General features: G+C 64.1%; 16 protein-coding genes and 1 tRNA gene. 10 read left to right on the top strand and 7 right to left on the bottom strand.

The window, feature by feature from the left end:
- Positions 1–23: 23 nt before the first annotated feature.
- The 6 genes from ybaK to metH all read right to left on the bottom strand — a co-directional run bounded on the left by ybaK (position 24) and on the right by metH (position 7627).
- On the bottom strand, positions 24–497 hold the full coding sequence (gene ybaK / locus AC1RQ9_RS16015) for a Cys-tRNA(Pro) deacylase (protein ID WP_485987785.1): 474 nt from the start codon (positions 495–497) through the stop codon (positions 24–26).
- Positions 498–612: 115 nt separating this feature from the next.
- The gene (locus AC1RQ9_RS16010; protein WP_485987783.1) at positions 613–1371 is read right to left on the bottom strand and encodes an SDR family NAD(P)-dependent oxidoreductase; all 759 of its coding nucleotides are present in this window, start codon (positions 1369–1371) and stop codon (positions 613–615) included.
- Positions 1368–2882 (bottom strand): amidophosphoribosyltransferase, encoded by a 1515-nt coding sequence (gene purF / locus AC1RQ9_RS16005; RefSeq protein WP_485987782.1) that lies wholly within the window; start codon positions 2880–2882, stop codon positions 1368–1370. The genes AC1RQ9_RS16010 and purF overlap by 4 nt, the downstream gene beginning before the upstream one ends.
- Positions 2883–2934: 52 nt before the next feature.
- Positions 2935–3459 (bottom strand): CvpA family protein, encoded by a 525-nt coding sequence (locus AC1RQ9_RS16000; protein WP_485987780.1) that lies wholly within the window; start codon positions 3457–3459, stop codon positions 2935–2937.
- Between the two features lie 177 nt (positions 3460–3636).
- Positions 3637–4050: a phosphoribosyl-ATP pyrophosphatase gene (locus AC1RQ9_RS15995; protein ID WP_485987778.1), complete on the bottom strand. Its 414-nt coding sequence runs from the start codon at positions 4048–4050 to the stop codon at positions 3637–3639.
- A 67-nt stretch (positions 4051–4117) separates the two neighbouring features.
- Positions 4118–7627: a methionine synthase gene (gene metH, locus AC1RQ9_RS15990; protein WP_485987777.1), complete on the bottom strand. Its 3510-nt coding sequence runs from the start codon at positions 7625–7627 to the stop codon at positions 4118–4120.
- A 183-nt stretch (positions 7628–7810) separates the two neighbouring features.
- Between metH and AC1RQ9_RS15985 the strand changes: the two genes are divergently transcribed.
- The 7 genes from AC1RQ9_RS15985 to AC1RQ9_RS15955 all read left to right on the top strand — a co-directional run bounded on the left by AC1RQ9_RS15985 (position 7811) and on the right by AC1RQ9_RS15955 (position 19230).
- A complete protein-coding gene (locus AC1RQ9_RS15985; RefSeq protein WP_485987775.1) occupies positions 7811–8176 on the top strand; it encodes a hypothetical protein in 366 nt (121 codons plus the stop codon).
- A 98-nt stretch (positions 8177–8274) separates the two neighbouring features.
- Positions 8275–10521, top strand: a complete 2247-nt coding sequence (locus AC1RQ9_RS15980) for a peptidase domain-containing ABC transporter (RefSeq protein ID WP_485987773.1) — start codon at positions 8275–8277, stop codon at positions 10519–10521.
- Complete coding sequence (locus tag AC1RQ9_RS15975; RefSeq protein WP_485987772.1) at positions 10518–11963, top strand: HlyD family type I secretion periplasmic adaptor subunit; 1446 nt, start codon at positions 10518–10520, stop codon at positions 11961–11963. The genes AC1RQ9_RS15980 and AC1RQ9_RS15975 overlap by 4 nt, the downstream gene beginning before the upstream one ends.
- Positions 11964–11975: 12 nt before the next feature.
- On the top strand, positions 11976–13760 hold the full coding sequence (locus AC1RQ9_RS15970; protein WP_485987771.1) for a tetratricopeptide repeat protein: 1785 nt from the start codon (positions 11976–11978) through the stop codon (positions 13758–13760).
- The gene (locus AC1RQ9_RS15965; protein WP_485987769.1) at positions 13738–16701 is read left to right on the top strand and encodes a glycosyltransferase; all 2964 of its coding nucleotides are present in this window, start codon (positions 13738–13740) and stop codon (positions 16699–16701) included. The genes AC1RQ9_RS15970 and AC1RQ9_RS15965 overlap by 23 nt, the downstream gene beginning before the upstream one ends.
- Before the next feature lie 86 nt (positions 16702–16787).
- The gene (locus AC1RQ9_RS15960) at positions 16788–17882 is read left to right on the top strand and encodes a hypothetical protein (protein WP_485987768.1); all 1095 of its coding nucleotides are present in this window, start codon (positions 16788–16790) and stop codon (positions 17880–17882) included.
- Between the two features lie 91 nt (positions 17883–17973).
- Complete coding sequence (locus tag AC1RQ9_RS15955) at positions 17974–19230, top strand: glycosyltransferase (RefSeq protein WP_485987766.1); 1257 nt, start codon at positions 17974–17976, stop codon at positions 19228–19230.
- Positions 19231–19269: 39 nt separating this feature from the next.
- Here AC1RQ9_RS15955 and ppa read toward each other — a convergent pair whose 3' ends face one another.
- Entirely contained in the window at positions 19270–19797 is a 528-nt protein-coding gene (gene ppa, locus AC1RQ9_RS15950) for an inorganic diphosphatase (RefSeq protein ID WP_010508257.1), read from the bottom strand.
- A gap of 262 nt (positions 19798–20059) precedes the next feature.
- Here ppa and AC1RQ9_RS15945 point away from each other — a divergent pair.
- The 3 genes from AC1RQ9_RS15945 (at position 20060) to AC1RQ9_RS15935 (ending at position 22517) form a co-directional block, all read left to right on the top strand.
- Positions 20060–20133 (top strand) — tRNA-Ile (locus AC1RQ9_RS15945).
- Between the two features lie 99 nt (positions 20134–20232).
- Positions 20233–21912, top strand: coding sequence for an energy-dependent translational throttle protein EttA (gene ettA / locus AC1RQ9_RS15940; protein WP_485987765.1), 1680 nt, complete (start codon positions 20233–20235; stop codon positions 21910–21912).
- A 62-nt stretch (positions 21913–21974) separates the two neighbouring features.
- The gene (locus tag AC1RQ9_RS15935) at positions 21975–22517 is read left to right on the top strand and encodes a GNAT family N-acetyltransferase (RefSeq protein WP_485987786.1); all 543 of its coding nucleotides are present in this window, start codon (positions 21975–21977) and stop codon (positions 22515–22517) included.
- Positions 22518–23302 lie beyond the last annotated feature (785 nt).

The raw sequence follows: 23302 nt of genomic DNA, 5'->3' as shown, positions 1-23302 counted from the left end.
CCCCAAAAACTTCTTTATGATTTTCAGGCCAGCAGGTCGGCTGTGACTGCCCCGGTTGCCGATACGGCGTCTGTGGCCGCCAGTCGGACCAGATAGCCCCGTTTCCCCCCGTTGATGACAACATAGGGTTGTGCCAGCGCTTCCTGCGCCAGGGCGGTCCGTACCCGCTTGCGCTGCCCGAACGGGCTGATCCCGCCCACGCGGAAGCCCGTGCTGCGTTCGGCATCCGGCGGTGGCATCATTTCAGCTGATTTTCCGCCAAAGGCTGCCGCGACCTTCTTCATGCTCAGTGTTGCTGCCACGGGCACCACGACACAGGCAGGACGACCGTCCACCATTACCATCAGGGTCTTGAACACCCGCGCGGGATCTTCCCCGATGGATGCGGCAGCATGGTTGCCCGTCTGTCCGGCATTGGGATCGTACTCATATTCAATGACGCTGAATGGAACGTCTGCCTTTTCCAGCGCCGCCGTGGCGGGTGTCGCCCTGCTCATACGGTTTCCTTTTCCCTGAAAATCATACAAAAGTTTTTGGTGAAGCTTTTTTCAAAAAGCTTCAAAGAACTTCCGCTTTTTTGAAAAAAGGTGGAACCTGAAAACTTTTATTTTATCAACAGGTTGTTTTGGAACAATTATTTTCTGTTTGCGTTCCGAAGCGCACATAAGTCCCCTGTGGCTGGGGACCGGGCAGGCACAGGCTGACGATCCGGGGCGCTACCGCCTCAGGCGGGGTCAGGCTGTTCATGTCCAGTGCGGGCATGGCCAGCCGGCGCAGCCGGGTCGCGACCATGCCGGGTTCAAACAGATTGATGCGCAGCGGACTGCCCTGTGGCAGTTCACGCACCCATGTCCTGATGATGGCGTCCTGTGCCGCGCGGGTGGCGGCTACCAGTCCCCAGAAGGGTGCGGGCGTCTGGCCATGCTGGTCGGTCATGAAAACGGCACGCCCGGCCGGGCTGCGTTCCAGCAGGGGGGCCAGCGTGCGGATCAGCCGCCATGTGGTCAGGGGGCCGGCCTGCATGCCCCGTTCCCAGTCGCTGGGCTGCATGTGTGACAGCGGGGACAGGACGCCCAGTTCCCCCGCGCAATGGACCACGCAGTCCAGCCTGCCGAATTGTGTGGCGATGGAAGGGCCAAGCGTATCCAGCTTTTCACCATCCAGCAGGTCCAGCGGCAGCAGGGTGGCATTGTGCCCCGTATGCTGGCGGATCAGGTCGTCCGTCTGCTCAAGCCCACCCTGCGTGCGTGCGGTCAGGATGCAGTGCGCGCCAGCCTGTGCCAGCGCCACGGCAACTGCGCGCCCGATACCCCGGCTGGCGCCGGTGACCAGCGCGACCCGCCCGGCCAGATCGGTCAGCGGACCCGTCACGCGGGTTCGGGGTGGTGTTCGGCTTCGTAATCCACCAGTTCGATCGGGTAATCGCCGGTAAAGCAGGCATCGCAGTAGCGGTTGGCCGCACTCTTGCGGTCCTTGTAGCCCAGCGCGCGGTACAGCCCGTCGAACGAGATGAAGGCAAGGCTGTCCACCCCGATCAGCTTGGCCATTTCCTCCAGATTGTGCTGGGCGGCAAGAAGCTGGCTGCGCTCGGGCGTGTCGATGCCGTAGAAGCAGGAATGCGTGGTCGGCGGGGAGGAAATGCGCATGTGCACCTCCTTCGCACCCGCTGCGCGCACCATGTCCACGATCTTGCGCGATGTGGTGCCACGCACGATGGAATCATCCACCAGCACCACGCGCTTGCCATCCAGCACGGGACGGTTGGTGGAATGCTTCATCTTCACGCCCAGATTGCGGATCTGGTCGGTCGGTTCGATGAAGGTGCGGCCCACGTAATGGTTGCGGATGATGCCCAGTTCGAACGGAATGCCGCTTTCGGCAGCGAACCCCATGGCCGAGGGCACGCCGGAATCGGGCACCGGCACGATCACGTCGGCTTCCACCGCGCTTTCACGCGCCAGTTCCACGCCGATCTGCTTGCGGGTGTCATACACGGCCTTGCCGTCCATGACGGAATCGGGCCGGGCGAAATAGATGTATTCAAACACGCAGAAGCGCGACTGCTTGCTGTCAAACGGCTTGAGGGAACGGATGCCATCATCGTTGATGATCACGATCTCGCCCGGTTCCACGTCGCGCACGAACTCCGCCCCGACAATGTCCAGCGCACAGGTCTCGCTGGCCAGAACCCATTGGCCTTCCGAACCGTCTTCTTCCCGCAGGCGGCCAAGGATGAGCGGACGCACGCCCAGCGGGTCGCGCACGCCAATCAGTTCATTGCGCGACAGCACGATCAGGGAATACGCCCCCAGCACCTGCTTGAGCGCATCGATCAGCCGGTCCACCACGTTGGAATACAGCGAGATGGCGATCAGGTGGATGAATACCTCGCTATCGGTCGTGGACTGGAAGATGCAGCCCCGCCGCACCAGCGCCTTGCGCAGGGTTTCGGCATTGGTCAGGTTGCCGTTATGGGCCACCGCCAGACCACCGAATTCAAAATCGGCAAACAGCGGCTGCACGTTGCGGATCAGTGTCGCCCCCGTGGTGGCGTAACGGTTATGACCCACCGCGCAGTTACCCGGCAGGGTGGCCATGACGCGGGCATCGCCAAACACCTCGCCAACCAGCCCAAGTCCCTTGTGGGTGTGGAAGCGTTCGCCATCAAAGGACACGATGCCGCTGGCTTCCTGCCCGCGATGCTGCAGCGCGTGCAGGCCAAGTGCTGTCAGGGCGGACGCATCCTTGGTGTTCCATACGCCAAAAACCCCGCATTCCTCATGCGGCTTGTCATCATCATGCCGCCACTGGGCGGCGATATCATCGCGTTCATGCTGTGTTGTCGGATTGCCGGAAACAGCATGGAAGGAGGTGCGGGACATGGTCAGCAATCTTTCCTTGACGGACGGGTGCGGGGGGGTACCGACAGAAGGTTCAGATGGGCGCGTCATGCCGCGTCCCGGCGGGTTGCGCAAGGTGCGCGTGAAAGTTATCGGGCGTATAAGCGTTCAGATACGTCACGCTGTCGCCGACAAGCGGGACGATACGGCTCGATCGCATGACATCGGGCCATTCGGCTGCGGGGATGAGGGCGGTGATGCCCGTGTACAGCAGTACCAGGTAGACATACCCGCGCGCCAGTCCGAAGATCAGGCCCAGCATACGGTCGATCCCGGCCAGGATGGACCCCTGTACCGCCTGACCTGACAGATGGGCAGTCGTGGTAAAAATGACAAGGAGCACAAGGAACAGCACGGCAAAGGATGCAAGGGCTGCCAGCGTGTGGTTGCTGATCCATTGCGTGGCATAGGGCATGAGGGCGCCATACCACGCCACGGCCATGATGATGGCCATGACCCAGGCGGCAAGGCCCAGTACTTCGCGTGAAAAGCCGCGAACCGCACCAACCACAGCCGACAGGGCGACAATGGCGATGCCTGTTGCGTCAATCCAGTTCATGCGTGCCGGACCGGGGGATTACCCGCCGGCAGGTAACAGGCATGGACCTGGTCCATCTATCGCGACATTTCCTGCTGTTCCGCCTGCGGCCAGCTTATGCCACTGGCGTGCGGCAACGCATAGGCCAAAAATGGTCCGTTTCGATTTCGGACCCATGCATGGGGGCCGGGCGGCCTGTCAGGGCAGCTTGGTGGTGCGGATTTTCCATGGCCGCCTGCGCGCGGCGGTGGAGACGGATGTACGTTCGGCCATGTTCAGCGCCAGCAGCAGGTTGCCCATGCGGGTGCGGCGGTCAAGTTCGGTCCACACGTCCTCAGGGTCGATGCCATCGGCGGCCCAGATTTCCAGCAGGTGGCTCAGCACATCGGCGCTGTGTTCGATCAGGCCCGCGCGGTCATGGGTCATGAGATCCATCACACACTGTTCGGCAGCACAGGTGAAGGCACGGCCGGCCCTGTGTGTCGTGCGGATATTGCGGGTCTTGCCATCAGGCGCGCGGGCCGCGTCCAGACGCGCCTGCAACCGGCCAAGCGCATGGTCGGCGCCGTGCCGGGCTGGTGGCGGGGAAGACGTGGGGCGGGAACGGGACATGGGGTGATGATGGACATTATTTCGCCCACCGGTCAACAGATCCCGCCGGATGGCCCCGATGCGTTTTTCAGATTGAGAAATACTTCGCGTGCGGGTTGAAAATCACCAGCGCCGATGTCGACTGTTCAGGGTGCAGCTGGAAGCCATCGGTCAGGGATACCCCGATTTTCTGTGCGTCCAGCAGTTTCAGGATCGGCTCCTGCTCCTCCAGCCGGGGGCAGGCGGGATAGCCGAAGGAATAGCGTGACCCCCGATAGCCCTGCTGCAGCAGCCTGGCCATGTCGCGGTCGTCCTCGGCGGCGAAGCCCATTTCGGCGCGCATGCGTTTGTGGGTGTATTCTGCCATGGCTTCCGCCATCTCCACCGACAGGCCGTGCAGGTAGAGGTAGTCCTTGTACCGGTCCGCCTCGAACCATTCACGCGCGCGGTCGGATGCATCCTGCCCCACGGTCACGACCTGCAGGCCGATCACGTCGCGCTGTGCATCGTCAATATCGCGCACGAAGTCCGCAATGCAGGCTCCGTCCGCGCGTGGCTGGCGGGGCAGGGTGAAGCGGGCGACCTCGTTCGTGCCGTCCTCGCCAAACAGTACCAGGTCATTTCCCTCGCCTGCCGCCTTCCAGTAGCCGTAGCTTGCCTTGGGGTGCAGGATGTCCTGCTCCGCGCACAGCGCCAGCATGTGGCGCAGCACGGGGCGCAGTTCCTTGCGCGCCCAGACCATGAAGTCATCCAGCGAGCGGCCCTGCTTACGGAAACCCCACTGGAACTGGTACAGCGAACGTTCATTGAGGAACGGCAGCACCGCCTCCGGCGTCGCCTCCAGCACGCGCGGCCCCCAGAAGGGCGGTGTCAGTACGGGTTCATCCGCCGTCAGTTTTTCGCGACGCGCGCGGGCCGCAACCTTGTCCACGGGGCCGAAGCCACGGGTTTCGGCGGCCTCGATATCCTGCGTGCGGCTGGCCCGTGTGGCCTTGCCCGCGCGGCGTGACTGGATGGCGGCAAGGTAGGTGTCGAATTCACCCTGCACCACCTTGTCCATAAGCGACAGGCCATCGAACGCATCGCGCGCATAGGCCACGCGCCCGTTCTCGCCATAGGCCGCGGTGCAGTCTTCTTCCACATAATTGCGTGTCAGCGCCGCGCCACCCAGCATGACGGGCACATCAAGGCCCTGACGCTGCATTTCCTCAAGGTTTTCGCGCATGATGACGGTGGACTTGACCAGCAGGCCCGACATGCCGATGGCGTCCGCCCGATGCTCACGCGCGGCCGCGATCATGTCGGCCACCGGTACCTTGATGCCAAGGTTGATCACCTGGTAGCCGTTATTGGTCAGGATGATGTCGACCAGGTTCTTGCCAATGTCATGCACGTCACCCTTCACTGTGGCCAGCACCATGATGCCACGGGCCTGCCCTTCGGTGCGTTCCATGTGGGGTTCCAGCCACGCCACGGCGGCCTTCATCGTCTCGGCGGACTGCAGCACGAAGGGCAGCTGCATCTTGCCCGCGCCAAACAGTTCGCCCACCACCTTCATGCCATCAAGCAGCACGGTGTTGATGATATCCAGTGGCGCCATGTCGCGCATGGCCTCGGCCAGGTCGTCTTCCAGCCCCTTGCGGTCGCCATCGACAATGCGGTCCTTCAGGCGTTCGGGCGCGGTCTCGGCCCGGGCCTTCTTCACCGCATCGGCGGCCTTGCGGTCTGCAAAGATTTCAAGGATGCGCTGCAGCGGGTCGTAGCCTTCGGCGCGGCGGTCAAAGATCAGGTCCTCGGCCACCTTCACCTCATCAGCGGGGATCAGGTGCAGCGGGCGGATTTTCGACACATGCACGATCGCCGCCGTCATGCCCGCGCGTACCGCGTGGTCAAGGAAGACCGAGTTCAGCACCGCGCGCGCCGCAGGGTTCAGGCCGAACGAGATGTTGGACAGCCCCAGCACGATCTGGATATCGGGGAAGCGTTCGCGGATCAGGCGGATGCCCTCCAGCGTCCATTCCCCCAGCTTGCGGTCATCTTCCGTGCCGGTGCCGATGGTGAATGTCAGCGGGTCGATCATCAGGTCGGATTGCGGCAGGCCATGCTTTTCACAGGCGAATTCGACCAGCCGTGTCGCGATGCGCAGCTTGTCTTCCGCCGTCTTGGCCATGCCCACTTCATCAATGGTCAGCGCAATGACGGAGGCACCGAACTTGCGCGCCAGCAGCATGCGTTCGGTGGCGATCGCCTCCCCGTCCTCGAAATTGATGGAGTTGATGATCGGCTTGCCGCCATGCAGCTTCAGGGCCGCCTCGATCACCGGGGTTTCGGTGGAATCGATCACCAGCGGCGCGTTGACCGAGGACGTGAAGCGGGTGACGACCGCGTTCATTTCCTTCATTTCGTCACGACCGACGAAGGCGGTGCAGATGTCCAGCGCGTTCGAGCCTTCGGCCACCTGTTCGCGGCCCAGCGCGACACAGCCATCCCAGTCGCCGGCTTCCTGCAGCTGGCGCCATTTTTTCGATCCGTTGGCGTTGCAGCGCTCACCAATCGAGAAATAGCTGTTTTCCTGCCGCAGCGGCACCTGCGAGTACAGGCTGGCAACCGATGGGATCCACACCGGCCTGCGCGGCACGGGGGCGGGGCGGATGCGGCCCGTGCCCTCGGCGCGGCGGCGGAGCATCTGGTCCAGCGCCTGCGTGTGCGGCGTGGAGGTGCCGCAGCACCCGCCGATCAGGTTCAGCCCGTCCTCGGTAATGAAACGCTCGACCCAGCTTGCCATTTCCGCAGGGGTCAGCGGGTAATGCGTGGTGCCATTGACCAGTTCGGGCAGGCCCGCATTGGGCTGGACCGAAATCAGGCCGGGCCAGTTTTCGGACAGCCAGCGTACGTGTTCGGACATTTCCTGCGGGCCGGTGGCGCAGTTCAGGCCCATCAGCGGCACATCCAGCGCGTTGATGACGGTGGCGGCGGCGGCAATATCGGGACCGACCAGCAGCGTGCCGGTGGTTTCCACCGTGACCTGCACGAAAATGGGGGTGTCCACGCCCAGCTCCGCGCGGGCGATCTTGGCCCCGTTGACGGCGGCCTTGATCTGCAGCGTGTCCTGGCAGGTCTCGATCAGGAAGCAGTCAACGCCGCCTTCGATCAGGCCCCGGCACTGTTCGGTCAGGCCCGCTTCCAGCGTATCGTAATCGATGTTGCCCAGCGAAGGCAGCTTGGTCCCCGGTCCGATGGAGCCGACAACGTAGCGGTGGCGGCCATCGGCAAAGGTCTCGGCGGCTTCACGCGCCAGATGGCCCGCCGTGCGGTTGATTTCACGCGCGCGGTCGGCCAGCCCGAATTCGGCCAGCGTTATGGGTGATCCGCCAAAGCTGTTGGTTTCCACCATGTCCGCCCCGGCTTCAAAATATCCACGGTGGATTTCGCGCACCAGTTCGGGACGGGACAGGTTCAGGATTTCGGTGCAGTTTTCCTGACCCCAGTAATCACGCTCGACCTCAAGGTCCAGAAGCTGTACGCGCGAACCCATGCCGCCGTCACACAGCAGGACCTGATCGCGAAGGGCATCGAGAAGATGGGGACGAGTGGTCATTGTTATCCTGATGTCTCATGAAGGGGGACACGGCGCGGGCTGGCGGCCCGCCGCCAGGTGTCCGGTAACTGTCTTGCATAAAGTTATGTCCGGTGCCCTTTATTCCCTTAACTTTCGGCTGGTGTCCAGCGCCATCGCCCAAATGGCGAAGGCCCGCTCCCATATGGATGAATGGAGAATGTCATGACCCGTGACGGGCGTATTGCGCTGGAATTCCTGACCGATCGCGCCGCCATCCATCCGCATGCCGATACCCTGCTGGTGACGGACGCGGGGCATGTTCCCCCGCAGGCAGCATCATGGGCCGGGGTTGTCACGGTGGACCAGTCGGCCGCGTCGCCGTTCATGCACGCGACAGGGTGCGCGTGCTGCACGGGACGCGGCGGGGGGCTGGCGGCGGTGCTGGGCGATGTTTTCCGCAGGCGCGCCACGGGCGACCTGCAATGGTTCGACCGCGTGGCCGTACTGCCGCCCGATGGGCAGGCTGCCGCCTGGCGGGCCGCGCTGTCAGGCGACGTTCTGGTCAGCGCGCGCTTTGCCGTGCGGTAGCCCCCGCACCAAAAACACGCCCGTTAAGGAACCCTTTGCTTTCTGCCCCTAGTCTGGACCGCGTGAATGGACAGAGCGTGCAAAGCAAAAGGGGTGCCGTGGGCCATACAGACCAATCAGCGGACCCGGATGGACGTGGGCAGGCGGATACCCGCCACGCGCCGGAACTGATCCGCCTGCAGGCGGTGCTGCGTGCGGCCCGCTTCCACGGCATTGACCTTGACATGCGCGATTTCGCCGGTGAGGCCGGGCAGCCCGTGCCCACCATTCCCGCCCTTGCGCGGTGGGTGGAGGAAAATGGCGGCAGCGCGCAGGGCATGCACCTGCAATGGCGCGAAATCGTGCGCCTGCGTGACGTGCCGCCGGTTGTGCTGATGTTCATGGACGGGTCGGCGGGCCTTATGGTCGGCGCGGACGCGGATCGCGGCGTGGTCTGGCTGGCCGATCCCTTCGCCAGTCCCGATACGCCCCCCGTGGCGGTGGACGAACTGCGGCTGGAGGGCGTGTGGCGTGGCGACACGCTGCTGGTGCGCGGCGGGCAGGAAGGCGCATGCAGGGAGGACGCGGTCAATTTCGCATGGCTGCGGCGCATGGTGCTGGGGGAACGCCGGCTGCTGCGTGACGTGATCATCGCCTCCATGGTCATAAGCGTGCTGGCGATCTTCCCGCCGCTGATCGTCATGCAGGTCATTGACCGGGTGGTGAACTTCCATTCCATGTCCACGCTGGTTTCCCTGACCGGGCTGGTGGGGGTGATGTCGTTTTACGAAATCCTGCTGACCTATGCCCGGCGCGAGATCACGCTGGTGCTGACCACGCGGCTGGATACGCGTATATCCCTGGCGGTGTTCGACCGCCTGCTGGCCTTGCCGCTGGAATTCTTTGAACGCGAGCAGGCGGGCAACGTGATCGGCCGCGTCAGCGCGATCTACAAGGTGCGGCAGTTCATGACCGGGCGCCTGCTGGGCACGTTCCTGGACCTGTTCACCCTGGTGGTCGTCATGCCCTTCCTGTTCTGGCTCAGCCCCACGCTGGCCTGCCTGACGGTGGTTGCGGCCGGACTGATCGGGGTGGTCATCCTGCTGGCCATGCCTGCCGTGGGGCGACTTATGGGCCGGCAGGTCCGGGCGGAGATGGAGCGCAGCGGCGCGCTGTATGAAACGGTGGCAGGTATCCGCACCATCAAGACGCTGGCGCTGGAACCCGTGCGGCGCGAGGTATGGGATGAAAAGACCGCCAGCGTGGTGACCGCGTCCCTTGACGCGGGGCGCATGGGCAACTGTGTCGCGACGGCGGTCATGCCGCTGGACCTGTTCATCAATCGCGGCATCATCCTGATCGGGGCGTATCTGGCCATTACCTCGACCACATCGGGGATGGAGGCCGGGGCGCTGATGGCCTTCACCATGCTGGGTGGCCGGGTCGCGGCCCCGCTGGTGGGTATGGCGCGGCTGATTGACGACCTGAACGAAGTGCGCAGCGCGCTGGCGGAAGCGGGGTCCGTGCTCAACCGCCCGACGGAAACCCGGGCGCTGACCACCGGCCTGCGGCCGCCCATCCACGGCGCGCTGGCGTTTTCGGATGTGTGCTTCACCTATCCCGGCGCCTCCTCGCCCGCGCTGTCCGATGTCACGTTCAGCGTGCCTGCGGGCACCATGCTGGGGCTGGTCGGGCGCAGCGGGTCGGGCAAATCCACCATCACGCGCCTGCTGCAGGGTGTCAGCCGCAGCTATACCGGCCACCTGCGGCTGGATGGCATCGACCTGCGTGAAATCAACCTGACCTACCTGCGCCGGTCCTGCGGGGTGGTGCTGCAGGACAATTTCCTGTTCCGCGGCACCATCCGCGACAACATTATCGCGGGCCGTCCCGGCCTGACGCTGGAAGACGTGGTGCGGGCCGCCCGCCTTGCGGGGGCGGAAGAATTCATCGAACGCATGCCCGCGGGCTTCGATACGTGGATCGAGGAAGGGTCCACCAACATATCCGGCGGCCAGCGCCAGCGCCTGGCCATCGCGCGCGCCGTGATTTCCGACCCCAAGCTCATGATCCTTGATGAAGCGACATCCGCCCTTGACCCGGAAAGCGAGGCGGTGGTCAACGCCAACCTGCGCCACCTTGCGCGTGGACGCACGATGGTGATCGTCTCGCACCGTCTGGCCTCGCTGGTGGCATGTCATCAGATCTGCGTCATGGATCATGGGCAGGTGGTCGATATCGGCACGCATGACGAACTGCTGTCGCGCTGCACCATCTACCGCACGCTATGGATGCAGCAGAACCATCCCGATGACTGTGGGGACGGACCGCCGGCGGTCTCCCACATGACGGGAGACGCGGCATGAGCGGCCATGACCTTGTCCCCCCCACGGCCGTGGCGGCGGAAGAATCCGGCATGCTGTCGGTCCTGCCGCCACCTGCGGCGGATGTTCCCACCGACCTGCCCCCCGCGCTGCTGGCGTTCTATTCCCCTTCCGCGGCACTGATTGACCTGCCGCCATCCGATGCGGCGCGCCATGTCATCTGGCTGGTCGCAGCACTGGCCGGGGCGGGACTGGCAGCCATGACGTTCTTCCCGCTCGACCGGGTGGTCAGCGTGAACGGCCGCCTGACACCGTTTGACAACACGATGGTGCTGCAGCCGCTGGAAACCTCCATCATCCGCACGGTGGAGGTGCATGAGGGCGATACCGTGCACAAGGGGCAGGTGCTGGCCCGGCTGGACCCCACGGTGACGGATGCGGATGTCACCAACATGCGCCGCCAGGTCGCGGCCTACCGGGCGGAGGTTGCCCGCCGTACGGCCGAAGCCGAGGGCCATCCCTACGCGGCGGACATGAACGATCCGGCATCCGTGCAGGAAGCGGCTGCCTACCTGCGCCGTCAGGCGGAATACACCGCCCAGATGGCCAATTATGACCGGCAGGTGGCGGGACTGCAGAGCGAACTGCAGGGGTATGAGGCCAGTGCGGCGATGTATGCCGCCCGCGCCCGTGTCGCGCGTGATGTGCAGGATATGCGCGTGCGCCTGCAGCATGAACAGGTGGGCAGCAGGCTGTCCACGCTGGCGGCGCAGGATACGCTTATGGAGGTCACGCGCTCGCAGGTGTCGGCCCGTCATTCCGCCGACAGCACTCGCGCCCGGCTTGAGGCGATGAAGGCCCAGCGTGATGGCTATGCCAGCAACTGGCACGCCACGGTGTACCAGGACCTTGCGCTGGCGCAGCACCGTCTGGCGGATGCCGATGGCAGTTACAGCAAGGCGGTGCTGCATCACGACCTGATTGTCATGCGTGCAGATCGTGATGCAGTGGTGCTGAGTATCGCGCATCTGTCCGCGGGTTCGGTCATTCAGGCCGCGACCCCGCTCCTGACGCTGGTGCCGACGGGGGGGCATCTGGATGTGGTGGCCACGCTGCGTGGGGTGGATGCGGGCTATGTGCGGGCCGGGGACCCGGCGCTGCTGAAATTCGCGGCCTTCCCCTATACCCAGTATGGCGGCGGAGAGGCGACGGTGCGTGTCATAAGCCCCGATTCCTTTACTACGTCTGGCGCTCGGCCCGGCGCCAGCGCGGAACAGGGTGGGGATACGGGCGATACGATGAATGCCTATTACCGCGTGCGTCTGTCGATCGACCGGTACACCCTGCATGGCGTGCCGCCCTTCTTCCGTCCCCAACCGGGCATGCCGGTTGAAGCGGATATCCATGTCGGGCGTCGCACCATCATGCAGTACCTGCTCAACCGCCTGCTGCCTGCCGTGACCGACGGCATGCGCGAACCCTGATCGGGGGCGACGTTGGTGCGCAGGTTTCTGTCCGGGCTGCTGGGGGGGATCACGCCCGCGGCCCGTTTCCGCCATGCGTGTCGCCTGCTGGAACACGAAGGCCGTTCGGCGCAGGGGTTTGCCCTGCTGGGACGCCTTGCGCGCGGCGGCATGGTGGCGGCGCAGTATCAGGTGGCGCGTGCCTATCTGGATGGCCATGGCGTTCCGCGCAGCCCGGTCGAAGGCGTGCGCTGGATGCACATGGCAGCGCGCGCCGGGCATGTGGAGGCCTGCTTTTCCCTGGCCCTGATGCTGCTGGTTGACCCACCGGGCCATGGTGGGGATCACAAAGGGGCCGATGGCCTGCTGCCCATGGCATGGCCCGAAGGCATTGACCGGTGGCCCGACCCGGAAGCCGCAACCGCTTGGGCGCAACAGGCCGCGGAAGGGGACCTGCCTGATGCGCAGGCCCTGTACGGTTACCTGCTGGCGACCGGCCCGCAATCCGTACGCGACCCGCAGGCCGCGCGGATTTGGTGCGAACGCGCGGCAAGGGCCGGTTGCCCGCAGGGTGACCTTGGGCTGGCGGTCACCCATTTTACGGCGTCGGACCAAACGCCGGGTAGCGACCCGGATGCCGTGGCGGCCCTGATTCGCGCGGCGGATAGCGGGTTGCCGACCGCGCAGTACATGCTGGGCCTGCTGCATGACCGGGGCTGGGGCCTGCCGCGCGATATGGCGCGGGCCGAACAATGGTATGCCCGCGCCGCAGCACAGGGCGTGCGTCCGGCACAGGCGCGTTATGGCGCATTGCTGCTGAAGGATGGGGACAGCAGGCCACGCAACGCCATGACGGCGGAAACATGGCTGCGCCGGGCGGCCCTTGCCGATGACCGGGAGGCCGCGGCCCTGCTGGGAGACCTTCATGTGCATGGGGAGGCGGCCTTTCCCGGCGATCATGAAGCGATGATGTGGTACCGCCGCGCGGCGGAACAGGATCATGCGGTGGCGTGCCGCATGCTGGCGCTGCTGTACAGGCACGGGCGTGGGGTCGCTGCTGATCCCGATCAGGCCCGTCACTGGCTGGAACGCGCGGCTGAACTGGGTGATGTCGCGGCCATGACGGACCTTGCCGCATCGCTGGTGGCGCAGGGAGACGAAGCGTGTTCCGCCCCGGATGCGCCCCTGCCCGATTTCATGCCCGCGGCGCGGACGGGCGATCCGGTTGCGGCCTTCAACCTTGCGGTCTGCCTGCATGACGGGGTGGGCGGTATGGCGGATCCGGTGCAGGCCGCGTCATGGATGGAACGCGCGGCCCGCGCGGGTGTGGTCAATGCCGAATACTGGTACGGGCGCATGCTGCTGAAGGGGGACGGGGTGGCGGCGGATGCGGTACAGGCCCGTCACTGGCTGGAACGCGCCGCCGGACACGGGCTGGCCGAGGCCTGTGTGGCAGCCGCGCAGTTGCGGCTGGATGGGCGTGGCGGCCCGCGTGACCATGCGGGCGCATTGGCGCTGTATCATCGCGCGGCACGGATGGGTCGGGTTGAAGCCATGTTCTCCCTCGGCGCGATGTATGGCGGTGGCCATGACCTGCCGCCGGACAGGGCGCAGGCGCTGCACTGGTTTACGCAGGGTGCTGACGGGGGCAATGCCCTGTCGCAGTTCATGCTGGGCCGGTACCTGGCAAAGGGTCTGGCGGGTCCCGTGGACCGTGTGCGTGCCCGCTACTGGCTGGAACAGGCGGCGGCAGGCGGCGTGCGGGCGGCACGCGATGAACTGGATCACATGACCCATGCGGATGAACATGCCCCATAGTGAATCAGGCGGGGTGGCGGGACCGGGTGCGGATGTCGTGGGGGGCATGCGGCATGCACGCCATCTGGCCGAACAGGGGCTGCATGGGCTGGCGCTGGCATGGATGGAACGCGCGGCGCGGCTGGCCCCGACGGACCGGGGCGTGCTGTACGCGCTGGCGGCCGCCCGGCTGGGCGCGGGGGATGGGGTTGGCGCGGCCCGCGCGGTTGAAACGGTTATGGCGGGGGGCGAATTCCGCGCGGGACTGCGCCTGCAGATACTGGCGCAGTGCATGGTCCGCGCCTGGCCGCTGGCGGCCAGGCTGCTGGAGCGCTTTTTCACCTGCTATGGCTTTGACCCGGCCCTGCGCATTCCGGCGGGACTGGTATGTCGCCATATGGCGTTGCGCGGCTGGTGTGCGCTGGACCCCGATGGCGTGCTGCACTGGGGCGGCCTGCCGGAAGGGTACGCGCCGGAGGTGATGCTGGACGGGCAGGGATGGACGCCCAGGCAGCATGACGGGCAGTGCGTGATGCTGCCCCGGTACTGGCGGCAGGCCCATGATATCGTGGTGCGCCATGATGGCGCGCCCCTGCTTGGCGCACGGCCGGACCGGGCGGCGCTGCTGCATGTGACCGGTGCGGTAATGGCCGATGGGCAGGGCCTGACAGGCTGGGCTTTCATGCCCGCGCAACCCGATCAACCGCCCGGACTGTCCGTATCCGATGATGCGCATGGCAGGCGTTCCCCCGTCCTGTCGCGGCAATGGGGGGCCGGATGGGACGATATCGCGGGGCCGGGCGTACCGGTATGGGGTTTTGGCATGGCGTGGGCCGATCTCGCGCCACAGGGCATGGTGCATGTGGCCCTGCCTGATGGGCGGCAGTTGACCGGCGCCCCGCTGCCGGTGTGCCTGCCCCGTGCGCGGCAGGTGTTCCCCACCATGCGGCGGCGGGTGCGCATTCCCGCCCATACCCCCCGGCGCGCGGCGCGTTGCCGGGTAGTGATCCCGGTTTATGCCGACCGGGTGCGTACGCTGGCCTGTCTGGATAGCGTGTTCAACTCGCTGGCGCGGCGATCGGATGGCACGGCTACGGAAATCATGGTGGTGGATGATGCGACACCGGATCCGGCGCTGGCGCTGGCGCTGGATAATCTGGCGGGGGCAGGGCGGATCTGCCTGCGACGGCATGACGCCAACCTGGGGTATCCGGCGGCGGTCAATGCCGCGCTATCCGATGTGGATGGCATGGATGTCGTGCTGCTGAACAGCGACACGCTGCTGGCCCCCGGCTGGCTGGATGAAATGCTGCGTGTGGCTTATGCGCGGGTTGATACGGGTACGGTTTCGCCCCTGTCCAATGATGCCTCCATCCTGACATGGCCCGAGCCGGACCCGCAGGTGCCCCGATCCTGCGATATGGAAGACATCCGCTACCTCATGGCCGCCAGCCTGCGGGCCAATGGGGGGCAGGATGTGGAAATCCCCACCGCGCACGGCTTTTGCATGCTGATCCGCCATGACTGTCTGCGCCAGACGGGCCTGTTTCGTCCCGAACTGTATGGCCGGGGATATGGGGAGGAAAATGATTTTTCCATGCGCGCCCGGCTGGCGGGCTGGCGGCACCGGGCGGCGGTGGGCGTGTTCGTGGGGCATGTGGGCGGTGTGTCGTTTGGAGCGCAGCGCCGGGCGCTGCAGCAGCGCAACCTGTGGATACTGAACCGGCTGTTCCCCGGTTATGACGCATTGGTGCAGGCGCATGTCGCGGCGGACCCTTTGGCTGCGGCACGCCAGCACCTGTCGCTGCAGGTGTGGCATCGTTCTGCGTGCGGGGCAGGGGATGGGGGCGTGGTCCTGCTTGTGACCCATGCCGGGACAGGGGGCGTGGCCCACGTGGTGGCCCATCGCGCGCGGCAGTGGACGGCGGCTGGCTGTCGTGCGCTGGTTTTGGAACCGGCCCCGGATGGGTTCACGCTGCGTGATGGCCAGCCGGATGCGACGTGTCCGGTATTGCATTTTAAATGGCCGGAACAGGGGGATGCGCTGGTGGCGTTGCTGCGTGTGCTCGGCTTGCGTCTGGTCGAGGTACATCACCACCTGGGTCATGGCATGCGGGTGCGCGATCTATGTGCGCGGCTGGGCGTGCCCTATGACCGGCATGTACATGATTATGCGGGTATCTGTCCACGCATTACGCTGGTGGGGCCTGCCGGGCGGTACTGTGGGGAACCCGATGTGACGGGCTGCCGGACCTGTGTCCACACGCTGGGTTCGCTGGTGGGTGAGGAGGATGTGGACCGTCTGCGCCGCAGTACCACGCGTGAACTGGCCGGGGCGCGGCGGGTGATCGTGCCATCGGCGGATGTGGCACGCAGGCTGGCGCGTTACGTCCCGGGTGTTTCTTGTGAAACATCAGCGCTGGAAAATGACAGTCCCGCCCTGTCCCTGCGCCAGTTTGCCGCGGCCTGTGCGGACCGGCCCGCATCCGGACTGCCGCCGCGAAATGACCGGTGCCGGGTTGTTGTGGCGGGGGGCATCGGGCCGGACAAGGGGTGTGGGATCATGCTGGCGGCGGCACGCGATGCGCGTGCGCGCGACCTGCCGCTGGAATTCATCGTGGTGGGACATACATCCGATGATGCGGCCCTGCTGGAAACAGGCCGGGTATTCATTACCGGACGGTACGCGGCGGCGGAAGCGGTGTCCCTGCTGCGCGGGGCGGCGGCGGATGTGGGGTTCGTGCCCTCCATCTGTCCCGAGACATGGTGCTTCACCCTGACCCAGCTCTGGCGTGCCGGGCTGCGCTGTGTGGCGTTTGACCTTGGCGCGGTCGCGGCCCGCATCCATGCGACGGGGCGGGGGGCATGTGTGCCGCTGGGGCTGCCCGTTCACCAATTGAATACGTTTTTGCTGTCTTATGCCCGGGCCGGGCATCCCGCCACGGCCAGAGTTCATTCATGATTTGAGCGAAAGAGGCCCGTCTTGATCGTTATTGCCCCAGTCCATGTGTGTGCGGTGTTGCGCCTTTCTGTGGCGGGATGCCGGTAATGGAGGCTACGCGCCCCGCCGCGCAGGTGGGTGACATGCAGGCCAGCGCGCAGCTTATGCGGCTGGAAGCTGGCACGTACTGCATTTTCCACGCTTCAGCCCCCGCGGGCGCGGGATTTGGCCCGCTGTCCGGCATGCGCGTGACCACGCCACCCGGCATGGACGGGGTAAAGGTCAGCACGTTTGCCGCGGCTGGCTGGATGGGTGCGCAGGGTGGGGCTGCCCTTGTACGCATGCCTGACGGGGGCGGTGCGGTGCTGGTCACCACCTATCGTGACCCGGTGCATGACGGGGCAGCCCTGCCGGGGTTGCAGGTAGTCAGGCTGTCCGGCCCGCCAGTGCCAGACGCTGCGGTGCCCGCCCCGTCACCAGCGGTGGAGGCGGCCGGGAAAATCGGTGCTGGCAGCATGATCGCCCATATTCAGGGCCGGGGTGACATCAGCGCCCCGCTCGGGATGTGGATGGGCCAGGGCGGCAGCGGGCAGTGGCTGGAAGGATTCGCCATCCAGCCTGCTGCCGGTCTTGGTGCGGATGACGTGGAATATCAGGCCATTCTGGGCGAGGACTGGTTTTCCCCATGGGTGGGGGGTGGCGACTATTGCGGCAGCCGGGGCATGGCGCTGCCTCTGCTGGGCCTGCGGGTCCGGCTGAAGGGGGACGCTGCGCGGCGGTTCACGTGCCATATCGAGGCCTGCTTTACCGATGGTACCCGTCTTGGCCCGCTGGCGGATGTGTCAGTCATGGCGCCCTCGCACGCCCCGCTTGAAGCCTTTCGGGTTGACATCCAGCCCTGGCAGGCGGTCCCGACGCCATCCACGCCCCATGATGGCGGGGCGGAGAATGCATCGCAGGCGACCGTGCCCCGTGACGAAACCACACCCGATCCTGTCCCCCGGGTGCGGCGGGGCAGGCGTGCCGTGCCCGCGCGCGCGTCCACGCACCAGCCCGAGGCACCTGAAAACAGATCTGGCCAGCCCGTGCCATGGTGGCACCGCAGGGCCGAAAGGAATGCTACCCCGTCCGCATCCACCGCCGTGCCGCGTGACCGGCGTCGCAAGGCGGGACGGCGGTCACGCACCATGGCGGAGCCGTGAGCATTTACGACCTGCCAGCATGGCGCGCCCATCCGGCCTGCCCGGTTTGGAAACAACCGGTATGCAGGGGAAAAAACCGGAGCGACGGGACATGAAATACCTGTTCGTGCACCAGAATTTCCCGGCCCAGTTCGTGCATCTGCTGCGTGACCTGCGGACGCGGGGCGGCAATGAAATCGTTTTCATAAGTGAAACGGGACAGGGCCATATGCCCGGCGTGCGGCGGGTGTCCTATCGCCTGCCACCGCCCGCGCGGGTGGCGGCCCCGGCCCCGGTGGCCGAACTGGCCCGCGCCATGCAGCGCGCGGCCGAGGTGGCCCGTGCGGCCCGTACCCTGCGGGGGCTGGGTTATGTGCCCGATATCATCATCGGCCACCATGGCTGGGGCGAGATGCTGGAACTGGCTGATGTCTATCCCGATGTGCCGATGCTGGGATATTATGAATTCTTCTACCATCCCGTCGGGCTGGATGTAGGCTTTGATCCGGAATTTGCCCCAGCCGCTGGCGTCGCCCCCCTGGTCCGCGCACGTAATACCCTGAACCTGCTGGCCCTTGCCGGGTCAGGCTGGGGGCATTCCCCCACCCGGTTCCAGCGCGATACCTATCCCGACTGGGCACGGCCGCGCATCACACTCCTGCCCGAAGGGGTGGATCTGGACCGGTGCACGCCCGATCCGCAGGCGGCTGCACAATCCTTTGTGCTGGGGGACATTCATGTGGCGCCGGGGGAAAAGCTGCTCACCTACGTTGCCCGTGACCTGGAACCCTATCGCGGGTTTCACGTCTTCATGCGCGCCCTGCCACATATCCTACGTGCGCGCGGTGACGTGCGGGTGATCGTGGTCGGCGGCGATGGCGTCAGCTATGGCGGCCGTGCGCCGGATGGCCGGACATGGCGGCAGCACATGCTGGCGGAACTGGGCACCACGCTGGATACGGGACGCGTCCATTTTACGGGAAAGGTCGGCTATGACGATTTCTGCCGCCTGCTGCAGCGATCGGATGCGCATGTCTACCTGACATACCCGTTCGTGGTGTCATGGTCGCTGCGTGAGGCAATGGCGTGTGGCTGCGCCATCGTGGGCAGCCGGACACCACCGGTCGAGGAATTCCTGAGTGATGGCAGGACGGCGCGGCTGGTGCCGTTCCATGAACCCCGGCGGATTGCCGAAGGCGTGCTGGAACTGCTGGAAGACAGGCGTCTGGCGCGCAGGCTGCGGGCCAATGTCCGCGCGCAGGCGGAACGTACGCTGGACATGCACGCCTATATGGCGCGCTATCACCGGCTGATCGGTCAGCTTGTGGAACACGGGGCACGTACCGTGCCGACCGATGCCGTTGCGTGACCACCGGGCCGCATGGCCCGGCGGACAGCAGGGCGTGGCTTACTTGCCAGCCACGGCCTTGACGGATTCAAGGATCACTTCGCCTGCGACCTTCTTGTCGGCCCAGCCTGCGACCTTGACCCACTTGCCCTTTTCCAGGTCCTTGTAGCGGGTGAAGAAATGCTCGATTTCCTTCAGCACGATCTCGGGCAGGTCTTCCAGCTTCTCCACCTTGGAGTAGTAGGGATGCACCTTGTCATGCGGCACGCAGATGATCTTTTCATCCTGCCCGCTTTCGTCTTCCATGCGCAGGACGCCAATGGGGCGCGCGCGCACCACCACACCCGGCACCACGGCTGCGGGCATCAGCACCAGCGCATCGGTCGGGTCGCCATCGGCGGCCAGGGTGTTGGGGATGAAGCCATAGGCTGCGGGATAGACCATGGGCGTGAACAGGATGCGGTCCACCACCAGCGCGCCGCTGTCCTTGTCGATCTCGTACTTGACGCCTGAACCCTGCGGGATCTCGATTACGACGTTGATGTCGTTGGGTACGTCCTTGCCGGGGGAAATCTTCGATACGTCCATTGCTGTTCAGGCCTCCTGCTGCCTGTATGTGCGTTAAGGGCCGCCCCAGGGTGTTGCGGCATGAATTAACGGGGGATGACGGTATATCTCCCACCGTTTCCTGTGCAAGTCATGTTCCGTGGCAGGATGCCCGGCCATGAGCCAGATCATGAAGTTGTTTTTTTTATGGCGACGTTGCCATCGGAATGGAAAAAATTACGCGGAAAAAGGCGCGTGGATCTTGCCAAATCCCTCCACATGCGCGAGATCAGGGGCTGCCTGCGCGCCCGTAGCTCAATTGGTTAGAGCGGGCCGCTCATAACGGCTTGGTTGCGGGTTCAAGTCCTGCCGGGCGCAGGCTTTTTAGCATGCAGCACAGCGGTCATGGCTCCGTGCCAGTCCGGCCGTGCGGGTGACTTGCCATTTTTTCTTTCAGTTTATCAGGAGCCGACCGTCATGGCCGCCACGCAATATGTCTATGTGATGAAGGATCTGACCAAGGCGTATCCGGGTGGGCGTGAGGTCTTCAAGGGGATTACCCTGTCCTTCCTGCCTGGCGTCAAGATCGGCGTGCTGGGGGTCAACGGTGCCGGTAAGTCCACGCTGCTCAAGATCATGGCGGGCGTGGAAAAGGAATTCGGTGGCGAGGCATGGGCCGCCGAAGGCGCACGCGTGGGCTATCTGGAGCAGGAACCCAAGCTGGATGAAAGCCTGACGGTTGGCGAAAACGTCGCCCTGGGCTTTGGTGAACTGAAAAAGGCCGTGGACCGCTTCAACGAGATTTCGATGAAGTTTGCCGAACCCATGTCCGATGACGAAATGAACACCCTGCTGGCCGAACAGGCCGAACTGCAGGAAGTGATCGACGCGGGCGATGGCTGGGAACTGGATCGCAAGCTGGAAATCGCACTGGAAGCCCTGCGCTGCCCGCCCGCCGACAGCCCCGTGGACAAGCTGTCCGGTGGTGAGCGCCGCCGCGTGGCGCTGTGTCGCCTGCTGCTGGAAAAGCCCGACCTGCTGCTGCTTGATGAACCGACCAACCACCTTGATGCGGAAAGCGTGTCGTGGCTGGAAAAGACGCTGCGTGATTACGAAGGCACCGTGATGGTCATTACCCATGACCGTTACTTCCTTGATAACGTCACCAACTGGATTCTCGAACTCGAGCGTGGCCGTGGCTATCCGTTCGAAGGCAATTACTCTTCCTGGCTGGCACAGAAGCGCAAGCGCCTGGCGCAGGAAGAGAAGGAAGAAAGTGCCCGCCAGCGCGCCCTTGCCGCCGAACAGGAATGGATCGGCTCCTCGCCCAAGGCCCGTCAGGCCAAGAGCAAGTCGCGTATCGCGCGTTATGAGGAAATGCTGGCCCAGAATAACGAGAAGGGTGGCGGCGTCGCCGACATCATCATCCCGCCCGGGCCGCGCCTTGGCGGCACGGTGATCGAGGCGGAGGACCTGCGCAAGGGCTTTGGCAACCGCCTGCTGATCGATGACCTCAGCTTCAAGCTGCCGCCCGGTGGCATCGTGGGCGTGATCGGGCCGAACGGCGCGGGCAAGTCCACCCTGTTCAAGATGATCATGGGGCAGGAAACGCCCGATGGCGGGTCGCTTACCATCGGTGAGACCGTGAAGCTGGGTTACGTGGACCAGTCGCGCTTCAGCCTTGATGACAACAAGACCGTGTGGGAGGAGATCTCCGGCGGGACGGATGTCATCTATCTGGGCAAGCGGGCGGTGCCGTCGCGTGCCTATGTCGGGGCCTTCAACTTCAAGGGACCGGACCAGCAGAAGAAGGTGGGTGTCCTGTCGGGTGGTGAGCGTAACCGTGTCCACCTGGCCAAGATGCTGCGGCAGGAAAGCAATGTCATCCTGCTCGATGAGCCGACCAACGACCTTGATGTTGATACCCTGCGCGCGCTGGAGGAGGCTCTGGCCGAATTCGCGGGTTGTGCGGTCATCATCAGCCATGACCGCTGGTTCCTTGACCGTCTGGCGACCCATATCCTCGCCTTTGAGGGGGACAGCCACGTCGAGTGGTTCGAGGGCAACTTCCAGGCGTATGAGGAAGACAAGCGGCGTCGCCTCGGCCCGGACGCGACCGAGCCGAGCCGCATCAAGTATCGCCCTATCGAACGCTGATTCCATTTGCCATAGGCAACATTATCTGCCTTCAATACTGGTAGGTGCACGCACCTGCCACGATGGAGGCAGTCATGGGATGTCGATACCACATACAGACCGGCCACCTGCAGCTTGACCCGGTCTCCTGGACTGATCTGGAGGATGTGGTCCGGCTCAAGGCCAGCGCCGGTGTAACAGGGCGTCTGGCCGGTGGCGTGTGCAGTCGTGTCCTGAGTGAACAGGACATGATGACCGACCTCATGACATGGGGGCGCGAAGGCGTGGGGATGTTTACCGTGCGCCAGCAGGACTGTTTTATCGGCCTTGCAGGGGTCCAGCCTTCCATCACCACGCCGGATTGCCATGAACTGCAGTTCGCCATCCTGCCCCATGCACGCGATACGGTCCTGTCACGACAGGCCGCCAGCATGGCGCTGGCCTTTGCGCATCAGGCCGGGGTCAGTCACGTCATTTCCTATGTCCGTGAAAATGATATTGTCGCCCGGCAGGTTTTTGGCGGGGCAGGCATGAGCCTGTGTAGCGACCAGCCGGAAAACTGTGGACCGGATATCCTGCTATACTACAGCCTGCGTAGCGCGCCGACCGGGCATAGCATGCATTAGGGATCGGTCAGTGCCCGATCCAGCCTGCTGTGGGAGCGATGTGTAAGACAGCGGAGAAGGACAGGGCTGTATCTGGTCAACGCCATTACCGAGACAGGATCGGCGATTATCGCGGTGTGATCTTCGTGGTCGGTTCCAGCGCACCTGTGGGTGAGGACACGGCCGTGTCCACCGTCATCAACCGCCCCGGTCAGCAAGGCACGGACATCCGGTGGATCATCTCAGCACCAGCCCGAAGGTCGTGCAGGCAAAAGGTCCTTTTGTCAAAAACGTATAAAATGAAATTATCAACGCTCTCTTCCAACAAGAGAAGTGTACTGGAAAAAAAATCTGGAACCATCCTGCGCATATGCTGGTGATGTAAATGCAGGTGGAATAGGTCAAAATCCGGAAGTTTCTGGATGCCTCACTCAGAAAATAATTAAAAGAAGATTACAATTAGCCAGAACTAAAAAACAGAATTCATTCCTCAAAAACCGTTATTAACGGACATGAATGAAATTATAATATATTAAATAATAAAATTAAATTTTATTATTTAATTGAAAAATATGATGTGTAAAATTCATTAAATTCTGATAGTTGAAGAAGTAATGTTTTCGGTAAAGCGCTATCTGAATTCCGATTTGATGATCAGGATTGGAACCGTACGATGATACTAACAGCAATTGTTATGGAGTGTAATCAAAGTGAATGTTGATTGATATTCCCAATGTAAATAATAAAAACATAACAAATAATATTGAATATATTTAAATTTTTCTTAAAGGCTAGTTAAAAAATAA

This window comes from Komagataeibacter ossonobensis, assembly GCF_057359305.1.
The sequence above is the reverse complement of the archived record's forward strand: the minus strand, read 5'-3'. Positions and strand labels throughout refer to the sequence as shown.